Genomic DNA, 20,030 nt, shown 5'->3' on the forward strand with positions numbered 1-20,030 from the left:
GCTTCACACCGGCCCACCGGCGGGTGCATGATCCGGCCATGCATCCACAGCAGTCGCCCTCCCAGGCCTACCTCGCCTCCGTGGCCGCCCGTCTCGCCGCCGACGAATGCCGTACGTGGTGGGAGGAGTGGGCCGGGGTGCCCGTGCTCGTCGGGCGCCGGGCCGACTTCCGGTGGAGCTGGATGGGGACCAAGCTGCACCTGTTCACGGTCGCGGCGGCGGTCCAGGAGATAACCATCCCGACCATCGAGACCTTCACCGACCAGGTACTGACGTACGCGAAGAAGACCAAGGGCGGCCTGCCGGTCGGCATCCAGAACGGTGTCGCCGCGTTCCCGGTGCTGGTCAGCGACCGGGTGGACCCGGCGGCCGTCCGCTGGGCAGAGGCCCAGCAACGCAACAAGTGGGCCTGCATGGCCCGCCCCGTGGTGGTCGACAGCACGCAGCAGTACGTGGGCACCTACCGGGGCACCCCGGCCATCGGCCTCGTCTACTCGTCGTACTTCGAGAACAAGGCGCACCGATACTTCTACGGGTCAACTACCCAGGGCTAAAGTCCCGGGCTTGCACAGCGGGCGCCACTGGCTGTGGTGCTGCGCTTGCGTCCTGTCCCGCCCCCGGATGTCGGGGGTGTGGTCTGGGGCGGTTGACTGCTCCCCGCGTCGCCACAACTCTTCCGCGCGGGCGCGGATGTTGCGGGAGCCGTTGCGATCCGCGTGATCAACGAATCCGCAGGACCGGCACACGAACCACGCCTGGGAGACCCGGTTCGCCTTGTCGATGTGGCCGCACTCGGCGCAGGTGCGGGAGGTGTACGCCGGATCGACGTACACCACCGGCACCCCGGCCTTCTTGGCCTTGTACGCGATGAACGCCCCCAGCTGAACGAACGACCAGCTGGAGTGGGTGGCCCGTTGGGGCTTGCGAAGCCGTACCCGCTCACGAATACCGCCCAGGTCCTCCAGGGCGATTCCGCGACCGGTGCGTTCCTCCTCGGCCACCACATGCTTCGCGATCTTGTGGTTGACGGCGTGTTCTTCTTCCGCAGCTTGGCCCGCAGGGTGCGCTCGCGCAGCCGTCCCCGGTTGAGTTCGCGCCCGGCCATGATCTGACCGCCCGAGGTGGTGGCGATGTTCACGATCCCCAGATCGATGCCGAGAAAACCGTCCGGATCCGCGTTCGGTTCGGATTCGGGGATCTCGCAGGTCGCGTTCAAAAACCACATGCCGTCCCGGTACAGCAGGTCGGACTCGCCCTTGCGATGCGCACCCTCGGGCCGGAACGTGATCGGTTTCTCTGTGGCCCGCCGGTACCGCTTGGACCACGGCTTGCCCAGGTTCCCGGCCTTCGCATTCGCCGCCAGCGTGCGGTAGGCGTCGCAGGTCTTCTTGATGACGTGCTGGGCAGCCTGCGCCCCCGGGCCCCACCGCTGCTTGATCTCGGTGTTGCAGGCGTGCAGGGTCGCCTCAAGCGCCGCCGCCTGTAAGGGCGTCGGCAACAGCTTGACCTGCACCACCAGCTTCATGACACCCGAACCTACACAGCCACCCGCACACACAGACCACTTCCGCACACCCGTCCCACCATCCAGCGACCCACCGGCCATACGTTCGACATTGCCCCCCCGGCTCCTCCGGGCAGCCCTACGGGCGCTCCGCACCCGAACTCCCGACACTGCGACGCCCCGCGTCGCCACCACACGATGGGATTCCTCCCAGGCGTAACGCCTGGGGTTTCTCGCAAGAATCTCGCTGAACTGTGACCAGCCGCCGTATGTCGCGAACCGACCGCCGACGGGACACTGCTGACGGTGCACCAGCGGAAGGTCGGAGGGCGAACTGTGGAGTTCCTGGTCCTGTCGGCGATGATCGTCGCCGTCGTCACGGCCGTCGTGGTGAGGCAGCTCCGGAGGTACCCCGTGGGGGAAGGGGAGCGGGTCTACGCCCTCCATCCGAGGTACTCCTCCCTACGGCGTCCGTTACGCGACGCCCGAACCAGGCGCGACGATGTCCTGAGGGACTGCCAGCAGCAGATCGACAGGGCCGATAACGCTGTCACCGCCGTCGAGCAGCAGGGACAGCGGGAGATTCAGGCACTGAGAGAGAAACGGCAGGAGCTGTTGCGAGAGGTCGCCGGCAATCGTCTCGGCACCCTGGATGAACTGGTACTGCACGAACACGTCCTGTACATCATGCACAGCGCACCGGACGGGCAGGAGGTGCCCGCCGAGCCGCGCCTCGAATTGCCGCTGCAAGGGCTCCACGCCGAGCGTGTCGAGAGCCGCGACCTGGATTTCATACGGGTGACCTGGCCGCAGGGCCAGAGGAGTTGCGCGTACACGCGGCATGGCACACAGGCGCTCGAGCACTTCACGAACCAGATCTACTCCGCGGTGCAGCAGGACGGCGTCCACCGGGCACGTCGGCAGAAGCAGGTGGCGGACCTTGAGGCCCGGATCCGGACGTGTCAGGCGGAGACGGCCCAGCGGAAGGCCGAAGCGGAACGCTCGCGCGACAAACTCGTCCACTCCTTGCTTCCGGTCCAGCGACAGGCCGAGGAGGACTGGACGACCGCCCTGGCCCGCTGGGAGACGGACAAGGCCACCGCCCGCTCTTGATCAACCACTCTTGATCAACCATTCCTCCTCCACCTCCTCCACCGCCTCCGCCCCCACCCGCCGAAACCGCCGCCCCACCGATCCGGCCACCAGCACCCACGCACCGATGACCAGGGTGAAGACGGCCCAGGACCGGGGCCACACGCCGGCCTCCGGCGGCTCGGTGTACGCGTGGAAGGCCACGTACATCAGGGCGGACGGCGGCACGGCGACCAGGAGCAACGGCCAGGCCAGGGCGTCCCGGTGGCCGAAGTAGGCCGCGAGGACCAGCAGGACGAGGGCGAGGACGACGACCCCCGTGACGGTCACGGGGGTCGTCTCCGTGAGGGATCCCTCCAGTTCGGGCCGGTCGCGCAGGTCCCACGGGAGACAGAGGCGGTACGCGGCCGCGGCGAGCGCGGCGCCGAGCAGGCGGGTCAGCCAGCGTTCCGGCCAGGGGCGCGTGCGCAGGGGGCGGAGCAGCTTCTCGGTCATGCGTACGAGGTTTCCCGCACGACCGCTGAGCCGACAGAGTACGGATACTCAGACGGCAGTACTCATCCCCACCCGCGTCCTAAAGGGGCGCGGGGAACTGCGCGACCAGCCCCCACGCCGCCGCAGCCGACGAACAACCCCACCCGGCCCCCAGGCGGAGCCTTACGCGGAGCCGCGCGCCGACAACGGCTCCGCGATGTCCTCCAACGACCGCCGCTCCGCCCGCACGGCGAGGAACGCCGCCACCAGCCCCGCCGCGCACATCAGCCCCGCGCCGATCTGGAAGGCGAGGACGGTGTCGGCGACGACGCCGGACTCCGTCAGCTCGGCGAAGATCAGCGGCCCGCTGATACCGCCGGCCGCCGTGCCGATGGCGTAGAAGAAGGCGATGGCCATGGCCCTGGTCTCCATGGGGAAGACCTCGGAGACGGTGAGATAGGCGCTGCTCGCCCCGGCCGACGCGAAGAACAGCACCACGCACCAACAGGCCGTCAGGGTCACCTCGTCGAGCGAACCCCGGTCGAACAGCCAGGCCGTGCCGAAGAGCAGCACACCGGAGAGCAGGTACGTCCCCGAGATCATGATCCGGCGCCCGGCCGTGTCGAACAGCTTGCCGAGCAGCAGCGGGCCCATGAGGTTCCCGGCCGCGATGACGGCGAAGTAGTAGCCGGTGTCGGAGGTCGGGACGTCGTAGAACGTGGTGAGGATCGCGCCGAAGCCGAAGGTGATCGCGTTGTAGAGGAACGCCTGTCCGATGAAGAGGGAGAAGCCGAGGACGGCGCGACGGCGGTAGCGGGAGAAGACCGTACGGGCGATCAGACCGAAGCCGACGCTGCCCCGCTGATGGATGGTCATCTCCCGGTCGGTGGGCGGCAGTGGGCGCCCCTTCTCCTCCTCGACCTGTCCCTCCACCTCCGCCACCAGCCGTTCGGCCTCCTGTTCCCGGCCGTGGATCAGCAGCCAGCGGGGACTCTCGGGGACGTTGCGGCGCACCAGCAGGATCACCAGGCCCAGCACCACGCCGAGAGCGAAGGTCAGCCGCCAGCCGACGTTCGCCGGGAAGAGGTCGGTGTTCAGGGCGACGATCGACAGCAGCGAACCGCCGATCGCGCCGAGCCAGAAGCTGCCGTTGATGACGATGTCGACGCGGCCCCGGTACTTGGACGGGATCAGCTCGTCGATCGCGGAGTTGATGGCCGCGTACTCGCCGCCGATGCCGAAGCCGGTGAGGAAGCGGAAGAGGAAGAACCACCAGGTGGAGAAGGAGACGGCGGTCAGCGCGGTCGCCGCCAGATAGACCACCAGCGTCACCATGAACAGCTTCTTGCGGCCGAACCGGTCGGTCATGTGGCCGAAGAAAAGGGCGCCCGCACAGGCGCCGGCGACGTACAGGGCGGCCGCTATGCCCGTGACCTGCGCGGAGGAGATCGGCAGCCCGCTGCCCTCCTCGGAGAGCCGACCCGCGATGTTGCCGACAACGGTCACTTCCAGACCGTCGAGGATCCACACGGTGCCGAGGCCGATCACGATCGTCCAGTGCCAGCGCGACCAGGGCAGACGGTCCAGGCGCGCCGGTACGGCGGTGGTGATCACACCCGGTGACTTCGGGGCTGTGACGGACATGGGCTGGGGCTCCCTCCACTTCGAGCGAACCCGACCCGAGTGCCCTCCCGAGCAACGATCACGCCCGGCCGCCGCCACAGCACCCCGAAAGGCACCCGAACGGCACCCGAACAGCCCCCGAACGGCCTGTGCCCATACGCCCTCTACGCCCCTACGCCCCCTACGCCCCCAGCGCCCGCGACACCGTGTAGATCAGCAGCCCGGCCAGCGAACCCACCACCGTGCCGTTGATCCGGATGAACTGCAGGTCACGGCCGATGTTGGCCTCGATCTTCTTCGTGGTGTGCTCGGCGTCCCAGCTCGCGACGGTCTCGGTGATGAGGGAGGTGATCTCGGCGCGGTAGGTGGTGACGACGTGCACGGCCGCGCCCTCCACCCACCTGTCCACCTTGGCCTGCGCGTTCGGCTCGGTGGCCATCCGGGCCCCCAGCGACAGCAGGGACGAGCGCACCCGCAGCCGCAGTTCGCTGCGCTCGTCCTCGGCGGCGGACACGATCATCGACCGTACGGCCGTCCAGGCGGAGGCGATCAGGTCCTGGACCTCGCCCCGGCCCAGCACCTCGCCCTTCAGCCGCTCCACCCGCGCCCGCGTGTCCGTGTCGGACTGCAGGTCGGTGGCGAAGTCGGTGAGGAAACGGTCGAGGGCGCCGCGCGCCGGGTGCGTGGGCGAGTCGCGCATCTCGGTGGCGAAGCGAAGCAGCTCCTTGTAGACGCGCTCGCCGACCTTGCGGTCCACGAAACGGGGGGTCCAGCCGGGCGCTCCGCCCTCGACGGCGTCCATGACCTGCGTGTCGTGCAGGACCAGCCAGTCGTGGGCGCGGGTGCAGATCAGGTCGACGACCCGCCGGTGGCCGCCGTCGGTGACGACCCGCTCCAGCATCTTGCCGATGCCGGGCGCGATCTCCTGGGCGTTCGCCCGCCGGGTGATCGCCTCCCCGACGACGGCCTGGACGTCCGAGTCGCGCAGCACGGTCAGCGCGCCCCTGAGCGCGGTCGCCAGTTCGGCCGTCACCCGGTCGGCGTTCTGTGGCTCGGCAAGCCACGCGCCGAGCCGGCTGCCGATGCCGACGGCCCGCAGCCGTTGCCGTACGACGTCCTGGGAGAGGAAGTTCTCACCGACGAACTCACCGAGGGAGACGCCCAGTTGGTCCTTCTTGGTGGGGATGATCGCGGTGTGCGGAATGGGCAGCCCGAGCGGATGCCGGAACAGCGCGGTCACGGCGAACCAGTCGGCCAGCGCGCCCACCATGCCCGCCTCGGCCGCCGCCGCGACATAGCCGGCCCAGGGGCCCGCGCCCTCGTGCGCGGCCCACTTGGCCAGCACGTAGACCAGCGCCACGAAGAGCAGCAGCCCGGCCGCGATGAGCTTCATCTGGCGGACGCCGCGCTGCTTCTCCTCGTCGGCGGCGCTGAAGGTGGTCATGGTGCGGTGCGAGACGCGCGGCCCGGCGGCCGCCGCCGCGTCCACCGGATCCGCCGTCACTTCCGCGTTCCTAGGGTCTTCCATCACTCCATCCGTTCCTGTCCCCCGTACTCACATTGTCCGTTCTCCGGCGCTTCGACTCTTGGTGACGTATTCCATAGCCCTTCTGAGGTCTACTCCCGGAACGAAACAGGAGTTCCCCGCGTCTGTCCGAGCGGGGGAACCGATGGGGGTTCTCGCAAGCAACCCCCATCCCATGACGCATCATGGGGTGATCACATCGGAGCCTCGGGGCTCCACAGCCCGAGGAGTTACACACCGCATGACCAAGCAGCACGGTTATGCACTGCTGGCAGCCATCGCCGCCCTGGTCGTGGCGATCTCGGCCGCGATATACGTCGGCGTCGGCATCGACGACGGCTCCCAGCGCCAGGAGACTTTCACCCGCGCGCCCCACAACAGCGCCGCCCCCGCCTCCACCGGCGTCTGGGTCGGCGCGTGGGCCGCCTCGCCGAGCGGGTCGGAGGCGGGCACCGAGCGGGACGGCCTCGCCGGCCATTCGGTGCGCAACGTGGTGCACACGACCGCCGCCGGTACGAGTGCCCGCGTCACCCTGTCCAACCTCTACGGCCAGCAGCCGCTGACCATCACCCACGCCTCGCTCGCCGTCGCCGCCTCGTCGGACACCCCGGCCGCGGCGGCCGAGACCATGCGCCGCCTCACCTTCGCCGGCAACCCGACCGTGGTCATCGCGGCCGGCCGCCAGGTGGTGAGTGACGCCGTACGGGTGGCGATCCCGCACGACAGCGACGTACTGATCACCACCTACTCGCCGACCCCGTCCGGCCCGGCGACCTACCACGCCCACGCCCGGCAGATCTCCTACACCGCCGAGGGCGACCGGGTCGCGGACGTCACCGGTGAGCCGTACACCACGCAGTCACTGCACTGGCGGTACGTCACCGCGCTGGACGTGCTGAGCAACGACTCCGAGGGCACGGTCGTGGTCCTCGGCGACTCGCTCACCGACGGCATCACCTCCACCGTCAACGAGAACCGGCGCTGGACGGACGTCCTCTCCGGCCGCATCCGCGCGGCCGCCCGCTCCTCCGACACGCCCCGCTACAGCGTCGTCAACGAGGGCATCAGCGGCAACCGCGTCCTGACCGACGGCAACGGACGGCCCGCCGACAACCCCAGCGGCCTCAACCGCTTCCAGCGCGACGTGCTCGGCCGTACGGGTGTCAAGGCCGTCGTCATCGACCTCGGCGTCAACGACATCCTGAGGAACCCCGGCCGCGCCGACCCCCAGGCCATCACCGACGGCCTGCGCCGGCTCGTCGACCAGGCCCACGCGCGGGGCCTGCGTGTCGTCGGCGCCACGCTCATGCCGTTCCACGGCCACCGCGGCTACTCCGACCAGCGCGAGTCCGTCCGCCAGACCGTCAACGCCACCATCCGCTCGGGCAACGTCTTCGACGCCTACGTCGACTTCGACAAGGCCCTGCGCGACCCCTACGACCCCCGCAGCCTCCGCCCCGACTACGACTCGGGCGACCACCTGCACCCCAGCGACAAGGGCTACGAGCACATGGCGGAAGTCTTCGACCTGGAGCAACTGAAGGGCTCGGCACCGGCGGAGCTGTGACCGTCCCGCGCCCCGTCAGGGGCGCGGGGAACGGCGCATCTTTTTGGGGGCGCGGGGAACGGCGCATCTTTCAGGGGCGCGGGGAACGGCGCGAGCAACCACGACGCACCCGCACCCGGCAGACGACCTACCGCTCCCCACCCCTCCGCCGCTCCCGCTCTCGATCCCTCTCCCGCCGCATCCCATGCACCTGATCACGATGGGCGGCATGCAACTCGCGCCGGGCCTCCCGCCGTTCCAACCGCTCCTGCCGCCGCGCCTCCTTCAACCGCTGCCGCTCGGCCTTGGGAACCTTCCGCTCCACCCCCACCCCGCCCCAGAACGCGAACCCGGTGAGCACCACGCGCGGAGCGCCCGGCTCCCCGGGCTCCCCCTCCTCGCCGTGGTCGAACCCGCCCATGACCCCGATGCCCCGGACCACGACCTCGACCCCGGGCGGCACGATCACATTGATCCCACCCATGATCGCCACGCAGTTGATGACGACCTCGCGCTCCGCGAAGTACGCGTCCCTCAGGTCCAGTTCGCCGCCGCCCCAGAACGCGAAGCAGTCGAACCGCGCGGGCACAGTCCACCGCCCCTTGCGCTCGAACCCGGACATGACCGCCACACCCCAGGTGGACGACCCGTCGCCCCCGACGATCCGCTCCGGCCAACTCGCGTTCTCGGCGGGCCCCTTGACCAGCGACACGGACGGCGGCGGCACGACGGCCGGCGGCGCCACGGCCCCTGCACCGGGCAGGTCCCGGGTGATCGGCGCCAACTCCCCGTACGTCCGTGCCTTGTACGTCGCGTCCAGCCGTTCCTCGAACTCCTCCATGTCGAGCCGCCCCTCCGCGAGGGCGTCCCTTAGTTGCTCGGAGACTCGTTCACGATCGGCGTCGGAGGCACGAAGATCCGCGGCGGCCGGAAGATCCGGCAGGTCGTCCGTCATACGAATCAGCCTACGAGGAACCCCGTACGGGGGGCTACGACACGGCCGACCCCGGCTCCCCCACCGGTCCCGCCACCTGTTCCCCCGCCTGTCCCCCGACCCGCTCGGCCTGCTGCGCGTACATCTGGGCGATCACGGCCTCGATGTCCGGCTCCCGCACGGAGAGGTCCACCAGCGGATACGCGGACGCGATCCGGGCCACCAGCGGCGCCGCCGACTCCGACGCCGGGAACGCCAGCCACTGCCGGGGCCCCTCCACCCGTACCACCCGGGCGGGCGCGGCCTCGATCGGCGGCAGCTCCCGCTCCAGGTCGACGACGAGCGTCCGCTCGCTCTCGCCCACCTCGTGCAGCCCGGTCAGCGGGCCGTCGTACATCAGGCGCCCGTGGTCGATGACCATCACCCGGCGGCACAACTGCTCGATGTCCTGGAGGTCGTGCGTGGTGAGCAGCACGGTCGTGCCCTGCTCGGTGTTGAGGTCCTTGAGGAACGCGCGGACCTTGGCCTTGCTGATGACGTCGAGCCCGATCGTCGGCTCGTCCAGATACAGCACCTCGGGGTCGTGCAGCAGGGCGGCCGCGATGTCCCCGCGCATCCGCTGCCCGAGCGACAGCTGTCGTACGGGCACGTCCAACAGGTCGCCGAGTTCGAGGAGTTCGACACACCGGTCGAGGTTCTCGCGGTAACGGGCGTCCGGGATGCGGTACATACGGTGCGTCAGCGCGTACGAGTCGATGAGGGGGAGGTCCCACCACAGGGTCGTCCGCTGTCCGAACACCACGCCGATCCGCCGGGCCAGCCGCGTCCGTTCCCGGGAGGGGTCGATGCCGGCGACCCGCAGCCGGCCCCCGCTCGGCGTCAGGATGCCCGTCAGCATCTTGATGGTGGTCGACTTCCCGGCACCGTTCGGCCCGATGTAGCCGACCATCTCGCCCCGCGCCACCGTGAACGAGATCGAGTCGACCGCCCGCACCTCACGCCGTTCCCGGCGCAGGAACCCGGTCTTCCGGCGGACGTCGAAGACCTTCTCGACGCGGTCGAGTTCGATGAACGCGCTGTCTGCCACGGATGCGTTGTCCGTCACCAATGCGTTGTCTGCCACGCTCAGCTCCCTGTACTCCGATACGAACGCAGCCCCGCCCGCCAGGCCACTCCCGCCAGCGCGCAGCAGGCCACCCCGACCAGCGGGGGCGCGAAGGCCAGCCAGGTCGGCAGGTCGAGGGGGTAGGGGCGGCCCAGGACGTACAGTCCGGGCACCCAGTTGACGAAGGCGAGCGGCAGGACGAAGGTCACCCCGCGCAACAGGTCCTTGGCGAAGAGGGCCGGCGGGTACTGCAGAAGGGTCACGCCGCCGTACGTGAAGGCGTTCTGCACCTCGGAGGCGTCCTGCGCGACGAACTGGAAGGCCGCGCCGCCGACGAACACCGCCGCGAAGATCAGCCCGCCACTGCCCACCATCAGCGGGATCATCAGCGCCTTGGCCGGGGTCCACGCGATGTCGAGCGTGGCGAGGGCGTAGCCGAGGACGAACAGGCCCTGGGTGATCCGGCCGAGGCGGCGCAGCGCGAACTTGTCCGCGGCGACCTGGGCGAGCACCGGAACGGGGCGCACGAGAAGGGTGTCGAGCGTGCCGTCGCGTACCCTCCGCCCCAGCCGGTCCATCGAGCCGATCATCAGGTCGGCGAGTCCGAAGGCGACAGCGGAGGTGCCGTAGAGCAGGGCGATCTCGGGCAGGGAGAACCCGCCCAACTCGTCGACCTGGGAGAACATCAGCAGGATCGCGATGAAGTCGAACGAGGTCGCCGCGAAGTTCCCGAAGGTCGTCATGGCGAAGGAGGCGCGGTAGGCCATCGTGGAGCGGATCCACATGGCGGCGATCATGCGGTAGGCGCGCAGCCCGTCCCGTACGCGGCTGCGCACGCCATACTCGGCGAAGGGGTGTTCGTGGAGGTCAGCCACCCTGGACCACCACCTTCCGGGTCGCCGCCGACTGGATCAGCCGGCCGACCGCGAGCAGGACCGCGGCCCAGGCGAGCTGGAAGGCGTACGTCCCCCACGGGTCGGCCTCACCCAGCAGGACGTCCGCCGGGGCCTGGAGCAGCGCGGACCAGGGCAGGGCGCGGGCGAGGTCGCCGAGCGCGCCGGGGAAGACGTTCAGCGGGAGGAGCATCCCGGAGAAGAAGACTCCGGTGAGCCAGGTGATCTGCATCGCTCCGGCGCCGTCGAGGAGCCAGAAGGCCCACAGCGCGACGATGTAACGGATCGCGAAGCTGACGAGCGCGCCGAGGGCGACCGCGACGAGACAGGCGAGCCAGGGCAGCGGGCCGGAGGGCAGGGCCAGGTCGAAGAAGAGGGCGCCGCACATCATGGGCACGACACCGCGTCCCAGCAGCTGGAACAGGGCGCGGCCCATGTCGGCGGCGAGCCACCACAGCTGGAGGTCGACGGGGCGGTACAGGTCGACCGCGATGTCGCCCGTCCGGATCCGCTCGATCAACTCCTCCTCGAAGCCGGCGCTTCCCAGCACCATGACCGCGAACATGGCCTGGCCGACCCATACATAGGTGAGGGCCTGCGCCTGGTCGTAGCCGCCGAGGTGGGGCTTCTCGTGCCAGAGGGCCATGTAGGTGTATGCGAGGATGAAGCCGAAGACGGTGTTGGTGAACACCCCCGCGGCGGTGGCCACCCGATATGTCGCGTACCGCCTGAAACCACCGGCGGCGACGGCGGCGTACAACCGCCCTGTGCCCACGAGGAAACCCCCATCCGCTGCGAAGAGTTAGGCGAAAGGCCGAGGCCTGGACCGATTCGGGCCGAAGCGAAGAAGCCTAGTCCGCGGCCGGAGCGGTCTGCCACGCGTTTTCGGGGCGGACGGCGGGGCGGACGGTGGCGCTCATGGGGCGCGCGGGGCACGTGCCGTGATCCGGGAACGGATCGCACGGTACGAGAGTCTTCACTCAAGGGCGCAGAACCGGCCCGGAGTGGGCGCAAAGCGTACGAGTCCGTACGGAAATGAACGTACGACGCGGAAACAGGAGCACGGCAGCACGATGAGCGACGAGCCGCAGCCGAAGCGGAACGGCCCGGGCTGGGCACCGAGAGACCCGGAGCGACGCACTCCGGGCACACCTCCGGGGTCCGGCGCCGACGCCGCCAGCAATACGCCCACCGGCAACGCCGGCCCGGCCTCCGGCCAGGGAGCCGCGTCCGACGGGCAGCCCCCGGCAACCCAGGGCACCCACCCCGGAACACCGTCCGAGGCCACCCCGGCCGGCCCGCCCCCCAAAGCTCCCGGCAAGGCCGGCCCCGCGCCGACGTCCGCGGAACGGCGGGGCACGGCGCCCGGCGCGCCCGGCGCGTCCGGTGCCGGCAGTGCATCCGGTGCCAGCGGTGCAGGCGGAAGGCCCGGCGCGGCCTCCGGTGCCGGCGGACGGCCCGACGCGGCGCGCGGCGGACGGCCCGGCACGGCTACCGGTGCTTCCGGCGACGGCGGACGGCCCAGCGCGGCACCCGGCGCACGGCCCGGCACGGCTGCCGGCGCTTCCGGCGCTTCCGGCGACGGCGGACGGCCCGGCACGGCGTCCGGCGGCAGCTCCGCATCCGAGCGCGACGCGCGGCAGGGCGGACGGCCCGGCGCGGCAGCCGGCGGACCGTCGCAGGCAGCGCCCGGCGGCAGGTCCGGTGCGGCGTCGGGCGGCAGGCCTGTCGGTCAGGCCGGTGGCAAGGACGGTTCCGCTTCCCCCGGCTCGGCGCACGGTGGCACGTCCGGTGCGTCGGCGGACCGGTCGTCGCGGGCCGAGTCGGCGTCGCCCTCGGACGGCAGGTCCGCCGGGACTCGGGACGGGCAGCAGGCCGGCGGTCGTAACGGCCAGCCCGCCGGCCCTCGGGACGGCCAGCCCTCCGGCCCTCGGGACGGCCAGCCCTCCGGAACCCGTGGCAACCAGCCCACTGGACCCCGCGGCAACCAAGCCGCCGGAGGCCACGGCGACCAGCCCACCGGAGCCCGCGGCGACCAGACCGACGGCGTGCGCGGCGGCGGCTCCGTCGGCGCTCGGGACGTCAATCGCGACGGCAAGGCGGCCGGTGTGCCGGACGCCAGGGCGGCGAGGGCCGCCCGCGCGGCCCGGGCCGCCAAGGCCGCCGGAATCACCGGGTCCGCCGGTGCGGCCGGTGCCGCTGGCGCGGCCGGTGCCGCCGGTGCCTCTGGCGCGGCCGGCGCGGCCGGTGCCGCCGGTGGCCCCAAGGCTTCGCGTGCCGCCGGTGGCGATCAGGCCCCGCCCCGTGGCGGCAACCCTGCCGCGGCCTCCGACCCCAAGTCCCCCGGCACCCGCACCCCCCGTACGCCCGGCGCGGCCTCGGGCGCGGCAGCCGGCGCCGCCGCTGACGACACCCCCACCACCACCCTGGCCATCACACCGGCCCGGAAGTCGGCCCCCGCCCCCGCCCGGCCCGTCGCCGACACGCCCACCCAGGCACTCGGCGTCATCCCCGCCGACAAGGCCGCCCCGAAGACCACGGCCGCCGCCTCCGCCGCCGCGCCCGCCGCCGTGCCCGACATCACCCCGGCCCCCACGGGCGGCGGCAAGGGCAAGAAGCCCAAGCGGCCCAAGCGCACCGGCTTCAAGCGGCTGATCCCCACCTGGCGCATGGTGCTCGGCGCCTTCGTGGTCGGCATCATGCTGATCGTCGGCGCCTTCGTGCTGGGCTACAACCTGGTCCACATCCCCAAGCCGCAGGACGCCGCGACCAAGCAGTCCAACGTCTACCTGTACGCGGACGGCACCCAGATCGCCCGCGACGGCGAGGTCAACCGCGAGAACGTCCCACTGTCGAAGGTCTCCAAGGCCGCCCAGCACGCCGTACTGGCCGCCGAGGACCGCGACTTCTACTCCGAGCCCGCCATCGACCTCAAGGCGATGGTCCGCGCGGCCTGGAACACCGCGACCGGCAAGGGCAAGCAGTCCGGCTCCACCATCACCCAGCAGTACGTGAAGAACTACTACCTGGCCCAGGACCAGACCGTCACCCGCAAGGTGAAGGAGTTCTTCATCGCGATCAAGCTGGACCGCGAGGTCACCAAGGACGAGATCCTGGAGGGCTACCTCAACACCAGCTTCTTCGGCCGCAACGCCTACGGCATCCAGGCCGCCGCCCAGGCCTACTACGGCGTGGACGCCGACGAACTCACCGCCGAGCAGGGCGCCTACCTCGCCGCTCTCGTCAACGCGCCGAGCATGTACGACGTCGTCGCCCACCCCGAGAACAAGGGCGCCGCGGTCGCCCGCTGGAACTACGTCCTCGACGGCATGGTCAAGGAGGGCTGGCTCAAGCAGTCCGAGCGGACCGGCGCCAAGTTCCCGATGCCGAAGCAGAACACCACCTCGACCGCCTTCTCCGGACAGCGCGGCTACCTCGTCGAGGCCATCAAGTCGTACCTCTACGACCACAAGATCATCGACGAGGAGGCGCTGGAGAACGGCGGTGGCTACCGCATCACCACCACCATCCAGCCCAAGATGCAGAACGCCTTCATCAAGGCCGTCGACGACCAGCTGATGGACAAGCTCGACAAGAAGAACCGCAAGGTCGACAACTACGTCCGCGCCGGCGGTGTCTCCATCGACCCGAAGACCGGCAAGGTCATCGCGATGTACGGCGGCATCGACTACACCAAGCAGTACGTCAACAACGCGACCCGCCGGGACTTCCAGGTCGGCTCCACCTTCAAGCCGTTCGTGTTCACCTCCGCCGTGGAGAACGCCTCCAACACCCAGAACGGGCAGGCGATCACCCCCAACACGGTCTACGACGGCACCAACAAGCGCCCCGTGGTGGGCTGGCCGGGCCCGGTGTACGACCCCGAGAACGAGGACTACGTCAACTACGGCAACATCTCCGTCCGCCAGGCCACCCAGAGCTCGGTGAACTCGGTGTACGCGCAGATGGCCGTGGACGTCGGCCCCGAGAAGGTCGAGAAGACCGCGATCGACCTCGGGCTGCCCAAGAACACCCCGGACATGAACCCGTACCCGTCCATCGCCCTGGGCACCGCCACCGCGAGCATCCTCGACATGACGCAGGCGTACGCCACGCTGGCCAACCACGGCAAGCACGGCACGTACACGATGATCGAGAAGATCAGCAAGGACGGCGAGGTCGTCAAGCTCCCGACCACGGAGTCCACGCAGGCCGTCAGCCGCAAGGCCGCCGACACCACCACCTCGATCCTGCAGAGCGTCGTGCAGAGCGGCACCGCCACCGCCGCGCAGGCCTCCGGCCACCCGGTCGCCGGCAAGACCGGTACCGCCGAGGAGGACAAGGCGGCCTGGTTCGCGGGCTACACCCCCGACCTCGCCACCGTCGTCTCCGTGATGGGTCAGGACCCCAAGACGGGCGCCCACAAGCCGCTCTACGGCGCGATGGGCCTGCCCCGCATCAACGGTGGTGGGGCGCCCACCGAGATCTGGGCGCAGTTCACCAAGGACGCCCTGAAGGGCAAGAAGGTCAAGGAGTTCGACCTCGACCTCCAGGTCGGCGCGGACGTCGTGATCACCCCGCCCAGCACCCCGGCCGATGAGCCGGGCGCCACCGGTGACGAGGAGACCGGCGACCCCACGGGCGGCGAGGAGACCGGCGACCCGACGGACGACAGCACCGACAACGGCACCACCACCGGCGGCGGCACACCCGCGACCGACGGCGGCACCGCCTCCACAGGCGGTACGGCGACGGACGGAGGCTCGGCGTCCACCGGCGGCCCCTCGACCGACGGCGGAACCGCCTCCTCCGGCGGCGCGACAGCCGACGGAGGAACGACCGACGGCGGAGCGACAGCCGACGGAGGAACAACGGACGGCGGAGGGACCTCGGAGGGCGATACCTCGGTGGGGCCGTTCGGCTAGCCGCGGCCGCTCAGTGGCCGGAGGTGGCCTTCAGCCCCACCACGGCCACGAGCAGCAGACACACGAAGAAGATCCGGGCGGCGGTGGCCGGCTCCCCCAGCCACACCATGCCGAACACCGCCGCCCCGGCCGCCCCGATGCCCACCCACACGCCGTACGCCGTGCCGATGGGCAGGGTGCGGGCGGCGTAGGACAGCAGCAGCATGCTGGCGACGATGCCGGCACCGGTCAGCACACTGGGCAACGGCCGGGTGAATCCGTCGGTGTACTTCATCCCGATCGACCAGCCGACCTCGAGCAGTCCGGCGACGACGAGCAGAACCCAGGCCATGACGGCACCTCCGTGATCCATGCGAAGAATCGGGGGTGCGTCGTCTTTTCCTTGGGTCTTTCCCTTGGGTCTTTCCCTTGGCCCGGTACGGCGCGTCTCGTCGGGTCCCTCAAAGGTAGCAAGCACAAGGCGGTGGGGGCTGGTGACCATGGTCACCAGCCCCCACCGCCTCTCTCGCCTGCGAATCAGAGATACAGGCCGGTGGAATCCTCCGACCCCTCGAACCGGTCCGCCGCCACGGCGTGCAGATCGCGCTCCCGCATCAGGACGTACGCCACGCCCCGGACCTCGACCTCGGCGCGGTCCTCGGGGTCGTAGAGGACCCGGTCGCCGGGCTCGACGGTCCGGACGTTCTGGCCGACCGCGACGACCTCGGCCCAGGCGAGACGCCGGCCGACGGCAGCCGTCGCGGGGATCAGGATGCCGCCACCGGAACGCCGCTCGCCCTCGGCGGTGTCCTGCCGCACGAGCACACGGTCGTGCAGCATCCGGATGGGCAACTTGTCGTGCTGGGTCTTCTCGCTCACACCCTGAACCTACCTGTCCCCGTCAGGCCCGACGACGCCGAGTGCCGAGTGCGAGGAGCCCGACGACGGCGACGACCGCGAGGGCGACGGGCACGATGCGCTCCACCCGGGGCGCGCCGTCCTCGTCGACGAACTGGCCCCTGACATCGCTGACCACACGGTTGACGGAGACGTACGCCGCGCCGAGGGTGTGGTCGATGTTGGAGACGACCTTGGCCTTGGCGTCGCCCACGATGGTCCTGGGATGCACCCGGACGCCGATCTCGTCGAGCGTCTCGGCGAGGTTGTCGCGGCGGCGCTTGATGTCCGCCTCGATCTCGGCCGGTGTCCTGATGTCCGAGCTCTCCGCCACCGCGGGGCCTCCCGTAGTCGGTTGTCCCTGAAATCCCTTGGTTCCACACAGTCTGTCAGCTCCACCCGGCACGGCACCGGCAGGGCCCGCCATTACGCTGGACCGATGAGCGAGCGACTCCAGCCCGGCGACGTGGCCCCCGCCTTCACCCTCCCGGACGCCGACGGCAACGAGGTGTCCCTGTCCGACCACAAGGGCCGCAAGGTCATCGTCTACTTCTACCCGGCCGCCCTGACCCCCGGCTGCACCAAGCAGGCCTGCGACTTCACCGACAACCTGGAGCTCCTCGCGGACGCCGGGTACGACGTCATCGGCATCTCCCCCGACAAGCCCGAGAAACTCGCCAAGTTCCGCGAGAAGGAGTCCCTGAAGGTCACCCTTCTCGGCGACCCCGAGAAGACGGTCCTGGACGCCTACGCCGCCTTCGGCGAAAAAAAGAACTACGGCAAGACCTACCTGGGCGTCATCCGCTCCACGATCATCGTCGACGAGGAGGGCAAGGTCGAACACGCCCTCTACAACGTCCGCGCCACAGGCCACGTAGCCAAAATCATCAAGGACCTGGGCATCTGAGGCCCGCCTCCGCCCCACAGAACGGCCCGCACCGGATCACCCCGGTACGGGCCGTTCCGCATACCGGGCGTGACCGTCTGATTTACGGCTCGTTACTCCGTACGAGCCACGAACAGGCGGCCGGGAATGGAGGGGTTCGATGGGGGCAAGCATCTACACAAAGGAGCGGCTGGAGGAGGCGGCCCGGGGAGCACGGACGCTGTCGGAGGCGTTGGGGAAGCTGGGGGTGGATCCGAAGAGCTCGACGCGACGGTACGTCTTCGATCGGATGAAGAAACTGGGGGTGGATGTCTCACACTTCGAGCGGGAGGGTGCGAAGTGGACGCGGGAGATCCTCCAGGAGGCCGTCACGGCCTCGACCAACATGTGCGAGGTCCTTCGGCGTCTCGGGCTTGAGGTCGTCGGCGGGCACCATACGCACATCAGCCGCCGGATCAAGGCATACGGCATCGACATCTCGCACTTCCAGGTGCCGACCCAGCGGGGCAAGGCATGGCGTCCCCGCAGGCCGGAAGGCCTGCTCGTCGAGCAGCAGACCGGCCAGGCTCGACGCATCCCGAGCGATCGGCTCAAGTGGGCGATGACGACCACGGGCGTCCCGGAGCGATGCGCCAAGTGCGGTACGGACGCGGTGTGGCGAGGGCACCCGCTCCCTCTGGAGGTCGACCACATCAACGGCAACTGGCGCGACAACCGCATCGAGAACCTGCGGTTCCTGTGCCCCAACTGCCACTCGACAACGGACAGTTACCGGGGCCGCGGCAAAGGTCGCGCCTCGTGAGCAACGGTGTGCGGTACACCCGGGAGCGGCTGGAGGAAGCAGCGGCGCAGTGCTCCGACATCGAGGAGGTCATCGCCTTCTTCGGCACACGGGCCTATGGCCAACTACGCCGCCATCTCTTTCGCCGCTTCGATCACTTCGGGATCGACGTGTCCCACATACCGCGCCAGGGGCGAGCGAGAACGACCCCCGGCAGGCCGGCCGTCGACGACCTGCGCCGGGCCGTGGCGGAAGCGACCAGCCTGGCAGGCGTACTCCGCGCTCTGGGGATGGAGCCCTACAGCACCAGGTCGCGCGCCCAGCTCCGCTGCTGGGTGACCGAGGCCGGTCTGGACACCTCCCACTTTTTGGGCCAGGCGCACCAGCGTGGCGGGCCGGGCACCACACCGCTCAGGAGCGCCGAAGACATCCTGATCCGGCACGACGGCGCACGTCGGACGAGAACGCACCTACTACGCAGGGCGCTCGCGGAAGTGGGCGAACCCGAGAAGTGCGCGGAGTGCGGTATCGGCCCCGAATGGCTCGGCAGGCCCATGACCTTGGAGGTCGACCACATCAACGGGGACTGGCGGGACGATCAGCGGCAGAACCTGCGGCTGCTGGGCCCGAACTGTCATGCAGTCACCAGCACCTGGTGTCGAGGCGGTCGACGGCGAACCCTGTAACGTAGAGGAATGCACGGGCGCCCGTACGCCAAGGGCTGAGCGGCAATCTTTAGGTGGTTGTGTTTGTCGGTTCGAATCCGACCGGGCGTACAAGGAAAAGGAGCCCCGCACCTTCGATTTAAAGGTGCGGGGCTCTTCCGTCGGTCAGCCCAACAGCTCCCGCAGCACCGGCACCAGCCCCCGGAACGCCTTGCCCCGGTGGCTGATCGCGTTCTTCTCCTCCGCCGTCAGTTCCGCGCAGGTGCGGGTCTCGCCGTCCGGCTGGAGGATCGGGTCGTAGCCGAAGCCGTTCGTGCCCACCGGCGCATGCCGTAGCACGCCCCTCAGCTGCCCCTCGACCACCCGCTCCGTGCCGTCCGGCAGGGCGAGGGCCGCCGCGCAGTTGAAGTGGGCGCCGCGGTGCTCGTCCGCGATGTCGCCGAGCTGGGCCAGGAGCAGCTCCAGGTTGGCCTTGTCGTCGCCGTGGCGGCCGGCCCAGCGGGCGGAGAAGATGCCGGGGGCGCCGTTCAGGACGTCGACGCACAGGCCGGAGTCGTCGGCGATGGCGGGGAAACCGGTGGCGCGGGCGAGGGCGTGGGCCTTCAGCAGCGCGTTCTCGGCGAAGGTGACGCCGGTCTCCTTGACGTCGGGGACGTCCGGGTAGGCGTCCGCGCCGACGAGGTCGTGGGTGAGGCCGGCGTCGGCGAGGATGGCCTTCAGCTCGGTGAGCTTGCCGGCGTTGCGGGTGGCGAGGATCAGGCGGGTCATGCCCACCAGTATCGCCACCCGCGCCAGGGGCCGTTAGGAGGTGCAGACCTTCGTCAGTTCGCCCGCCGCGTCGGTGATACCGCTGATGTCGGGGGTGGTGTCCCCGTTCTCCACGGCGGTCTGGGTGTCCGTGACGGCCTTCTGGAGGGAGTCGACGGCCTTGTTGACGTCGGCGTTGTCGGTCTTGTCGCCGATCTCGTCGAGGTTCTTGTCGATGGAGGCGAGGGACTCCTCCAGCTGCGTGGGGTCGTCCGCGGCGGTCTGCACGGCCTGCTGGAGGTCGTCCACGCTCTGGGCGATGGCGTCGGCGGTCTGGACGCAGTCCAGGGCCTTGTTCACCGCGTCGCAGCCGGTGGTGAGCCCGGCCGTGAGGGCGACGGCAGCTACGGCTCCGGCGATGGTGGTCATACGACGTCGGCGGCTCGCGGCCATG

Annotated in this window: 20 protein-coding genes, 1 tRNA gene and 1 riboswitch; of the genes, 8 read left to right on the top strand and 13 right to left on the bottom strand. The window is 70.2% G+C overall.

Going from position 1 to position 20,030, the window contains the following annotated elements; genetic code table 11:
- The first annotated feature begins 38 nt into the window (after positions 1 to 38).
- A complete protein-coding gene (locus tag PUR53_RS26030) occupies positions 39 to 554 on the top strand; it encodes a levansucrase (protein WP_329909810.1) in 516 nt (171 codons plus the stop codon).
- Here PUR53_RS26030 and PUR53_RS48285 read toward each other — a convergent pair.
- Positions 537 to 1,004, bottom strand: coding sequence for an RNA-guided endonuclease InsQ/TnpB family protein (locus tag PUR53_RS48285; RefSeq protein ID WP_443080361.1), 468 nt, complete (start codon positions 1,002 to 1,004; stop codon positions 537 to 539). The two genes, PUR53_RS26030 and PUR53_RS48285, sit on opposite strands and share 18 nt — an antisense overlap.
- An 836-nt stretch (positions 1,005 to 1,840) precedes the next feature.
- Here PUR53_RS48285 and PUR53_RS26040 point away from each other — a divergent pair.
- A complete protein-coding gene (locus tag PUR53_RS26040; protein ID WP_329909811.1) occupies positions 1,841 to 2,617 on the top strand; it encodes a hypothetical protein in 777 nt (258 codons plus the stop codon).
- Here the strand turns inward: PUR53_RS26040 and PUR53_RS26045 are convergent, their stop codons facing one another.
- From PUR53_RS26045 to PUR53_RS26055, 3 genes are all read right to left on the bottom strand, one after another.
- Positions 2,618 to 3,091 carry a hypothetical protein gene (locus PUR53_RS26045; protein ID WP_329896364.1) on the bottom strand — a complete coding sequence of 158 codons (474 nt, stop codon included), beginning with the start codon at positions 3,089 to 3,091 and terminating at the stop codon, positions 2,618 to 2,620.
- Positions 3,092 to 3,253: 162 nt separating this feature from the next.
- Entirely contained in the window at positions 3,254 to 4,714 is a 1,461-nt protein-coding gene (locus PUR53_RS26050) for an MFS transporter (protein ID WP_329896365.1), read from the bottom strand.
- Between the two features lie 160 nt (positions 4,715 to 4,874).
- Positions 4,875 to 6,137 (bottom strand): DUF445 domain-containing protein, encoded by a 1,263-nt coding sequence (locus PUR53_RS26055; RefSeq protein ID WP_329896395.1) that lies wholly within the window; start codon positions 6,135 to 6,137, stop codon positions 4,875 to 4,877.
- 322 nt (positions 6,138 to 6,459) lie between these two features.
- Between PUR53_RS26055 and PUR53_RS26060 the strand changes: the two genes are divergently transcribed.
- Positions 6,460 to 7,785 (top strand): SGNH/GDSL hydrolase family protein, encoded by a 1,326-nt coding sequence (locus PUR53_RS26060; protein WP_329896366.1) that lies wholly within the window; start codon positions 6,460 to 6,462, stop codon positions 7,783 to 7,785.
- Between the two features lie 127 nt (positions 7,786 to 7,912).
- Here the strand turns inward: PUR53_RS26060 and PUR53_RS26065 are convergent, their stop codons facing one another.
- The 4 genes from PUR53_RS26065 to PUR53_RS26080 are packed head-to-tail and all read right to left on the bottom strand — an operon-like array spanning position 7,913 to position 11,471.
- Entirely contained in the window at positions 7,913 to 8,719 is an 807-nt protein-coding gene (locus PUR53_RS26065; protein ID WP_329896367.1) for a DUF1707 SHOCT-like domain-containing protein, read from the bottom strand.
- Between the two features lie 34 nt (positions 8,720 to 8,753).
- Positions 8,754 to 9,785, bottom strand: coding sequence for an ABC transporter ATP-binding protein (locus PUR53_RS26070; protein WP_329896396.1), 1,032 nt, complete (start codon positions 9,783 to 9,785; stop codon positions 8,754 to 8,756).
- A gap of 38 nt (positions 9,786 to 9,823) precedes the next feature.
- The gene (locus PUR53_RS26075) at positions 9,824 to 10,678 is read right to left on the bottom strand and encodes an ABC transporter permease (protein ID WP_329909812.1); all 855 of its coding nucleotides are present in this window, start codon (positions 10,676 to 10,678) and stop codon (positions 9,824 to 9,826) included.
- Entirely contained in the window at positions 10,671 to 11,471 is an 801-nt protein-coding gene (locus tag PUR53_RS26080) for an ABC transporter permease (protein ID WP_329909813.1), read from the bottom strand. Before PUR53_RS26080 ends, PUR53_RS26075 begins: the two co-directional genes overlap by 8 nt.
- Before the next feature lie 1,795 nt (positions 11,472 to 13,266).
- On the opposite strand from PUR53_RS26080, the gene PUR53_RS26085 reads away from it, so the two are divergent.
- Positions 13,267 to 15,621 carry a transglycosylase domain-containing protein gene (locus tag PUR53_RS26085; RefSeq protein WP_329896397.1) on the top strand — a complete coding sequence of 785 codons (2,355 nt, stop codon included), beginning with the start codon at positions 13,267 to 13,269 and terminating at the stop codon, positions 15,619 to 15,621.
- 10 nt (positions 15,622 to 15,631) lie between these two features.
- Here PUR53_RS26085 and PUR53_RS26090 read toward each other — a convergent pair whose 3' ends face one another.
- The 3 genes from PUR53_RS26090 to PUR53_RS26100 form a co-directional block, all read right to left on the bottom strand.
- Positions 15,632 to 15,952: a DMT family transporter gene (locus PUR53_RS26090; protein ID WP_045560647.1), complete on the bottom strand. Its 321-nt coding sequence runs from the start codon at positions 15,950 to 15,952 to the stop codon at positions 15,632 to 15,634.
- Between the two features lie 34 nt (positions 15,953 to 15,986).
- Positions 15,987 to 16,073, bottom strand: a riboswitch (guanidine-III (ykkC-III) riboswitch).
- Positions 16,074 to 16,137: 64 nt separating this feature from the next.
- Entirely contained in the window at positions 16,138 to 16,479 is a 342-nt protein-coding gene (locus tag PUR53_RS26095; RefSeq protein ID WP_033525031.1) for a GroES family chaperonin, read from the bottom strand.
- 22 nt (positions 16,480 to 16,501) lie between these two features.
- Positions 16,502 to 16,831: a DUF3618 domain-containing protein gene (locus PUR53_RS26100; protein WP_237310170.1), complete on the bottom strand. Its 330-nt coding sequence runs from the start codon at positions 16,829 to 16,831 to the stop codon at positions 16,502 to 16,504.
- Positions 16,832 to 16,936: 105 nt separating this feature from the next.
- On the opposite strand from PUR53_RS26100, the gene bcp reads away from it, so the two are divergent.
- The 4 genes from bcp (at position 16,937) to PUR53_RS26120 (ending at position 18,940) form a co-directional block, all read left to right on the top strand.
- Entirely contained in the window at positions 16,937 to 17,404 is a 468-nt protein-coding gene (gene bcp, locus PUR53_RS26105; protein WP_329896371.1) for a thioredoxin-dependent thiol peroxidase, read from the top strand.
- A gap of 139 nt (positions 17,405 to 17,543) precedes the next feature.
- Positions 17,544 to 18,185: an HNH endonuclease signature motif containing protein gene (locus tag PUR53_RS26110; RefSeq protein ID WP_329896372.1), complete on the top strand. Its 642-nt coding sequence runs from the start codon at positions 17,544 to 17,546 to the stop codon at positions 18,183 to 18,185.
- Complete coding sequence (locus tag PUR53_RS26115) at positions 18,182 to 18,850, top strand: HNH endonuclease (RefSeq protein WP_329909814.1); 669 nt, start codon at positions 18,182 to 18,184, stop codon at positions 18,848 to 18,850. Before PUR53_RS26110 ends, PUR53_RS26115 begins: the two co-directional genes overlap by 4 nt.
- 17 nt (positions 18,851 to 18,867) lie before the next feature.
- Positions 18,868 to 18,940, top strand: a tRNA-Leu gene (locus PUR53_RS26120).
- A gap of 54 nt (positions 18,941 to 18,994) precedes the next feature.
- Here the strand turns inward: PUR53_RS26120 and rdgB are convergent.
- The gene (rdgB, locus tag PUR53_RS26125; RefSeq protein ID WP_329909815.1) at positions 18,995 to 19,597 is read right to left on the bottom strand and encodes an RdgB/HAM1 family non-canonical purine NTP pyrophosphatase; all 603 of its coding nucleotides are present in this window, start codon (positions 19,595 to 19,597) and stop codon (positions 18,995 to 18,997) included.
- A 33-nt stretch (positions 19,598 to 19,630) separates the two neighbouring features.
- On the bottom strand, positions 19,631 to 20,029 hold the full coding sequence (locus PUR53_RS26130; protein ID WP_329896375.1) for a hypothetical protein: 399 nt from the start codon (positions 20,027 to 20,029) through the stop codon (positions 19,631 to 19,633).
- Between the last annotated feature and the right edge of the window lies 1 nt (position 20,030).

Origin of the sequence: Streptomyces sp. SP18BB07, assembly GCF_036322545.1 — a bacterium.
Taxonomy (GTDB): Bacteria; Actinomycetota; Actinomycetes; order Streptomycetales; family Streptomycetaceae; genus Streptomyces; species Streptomyces deccanensis.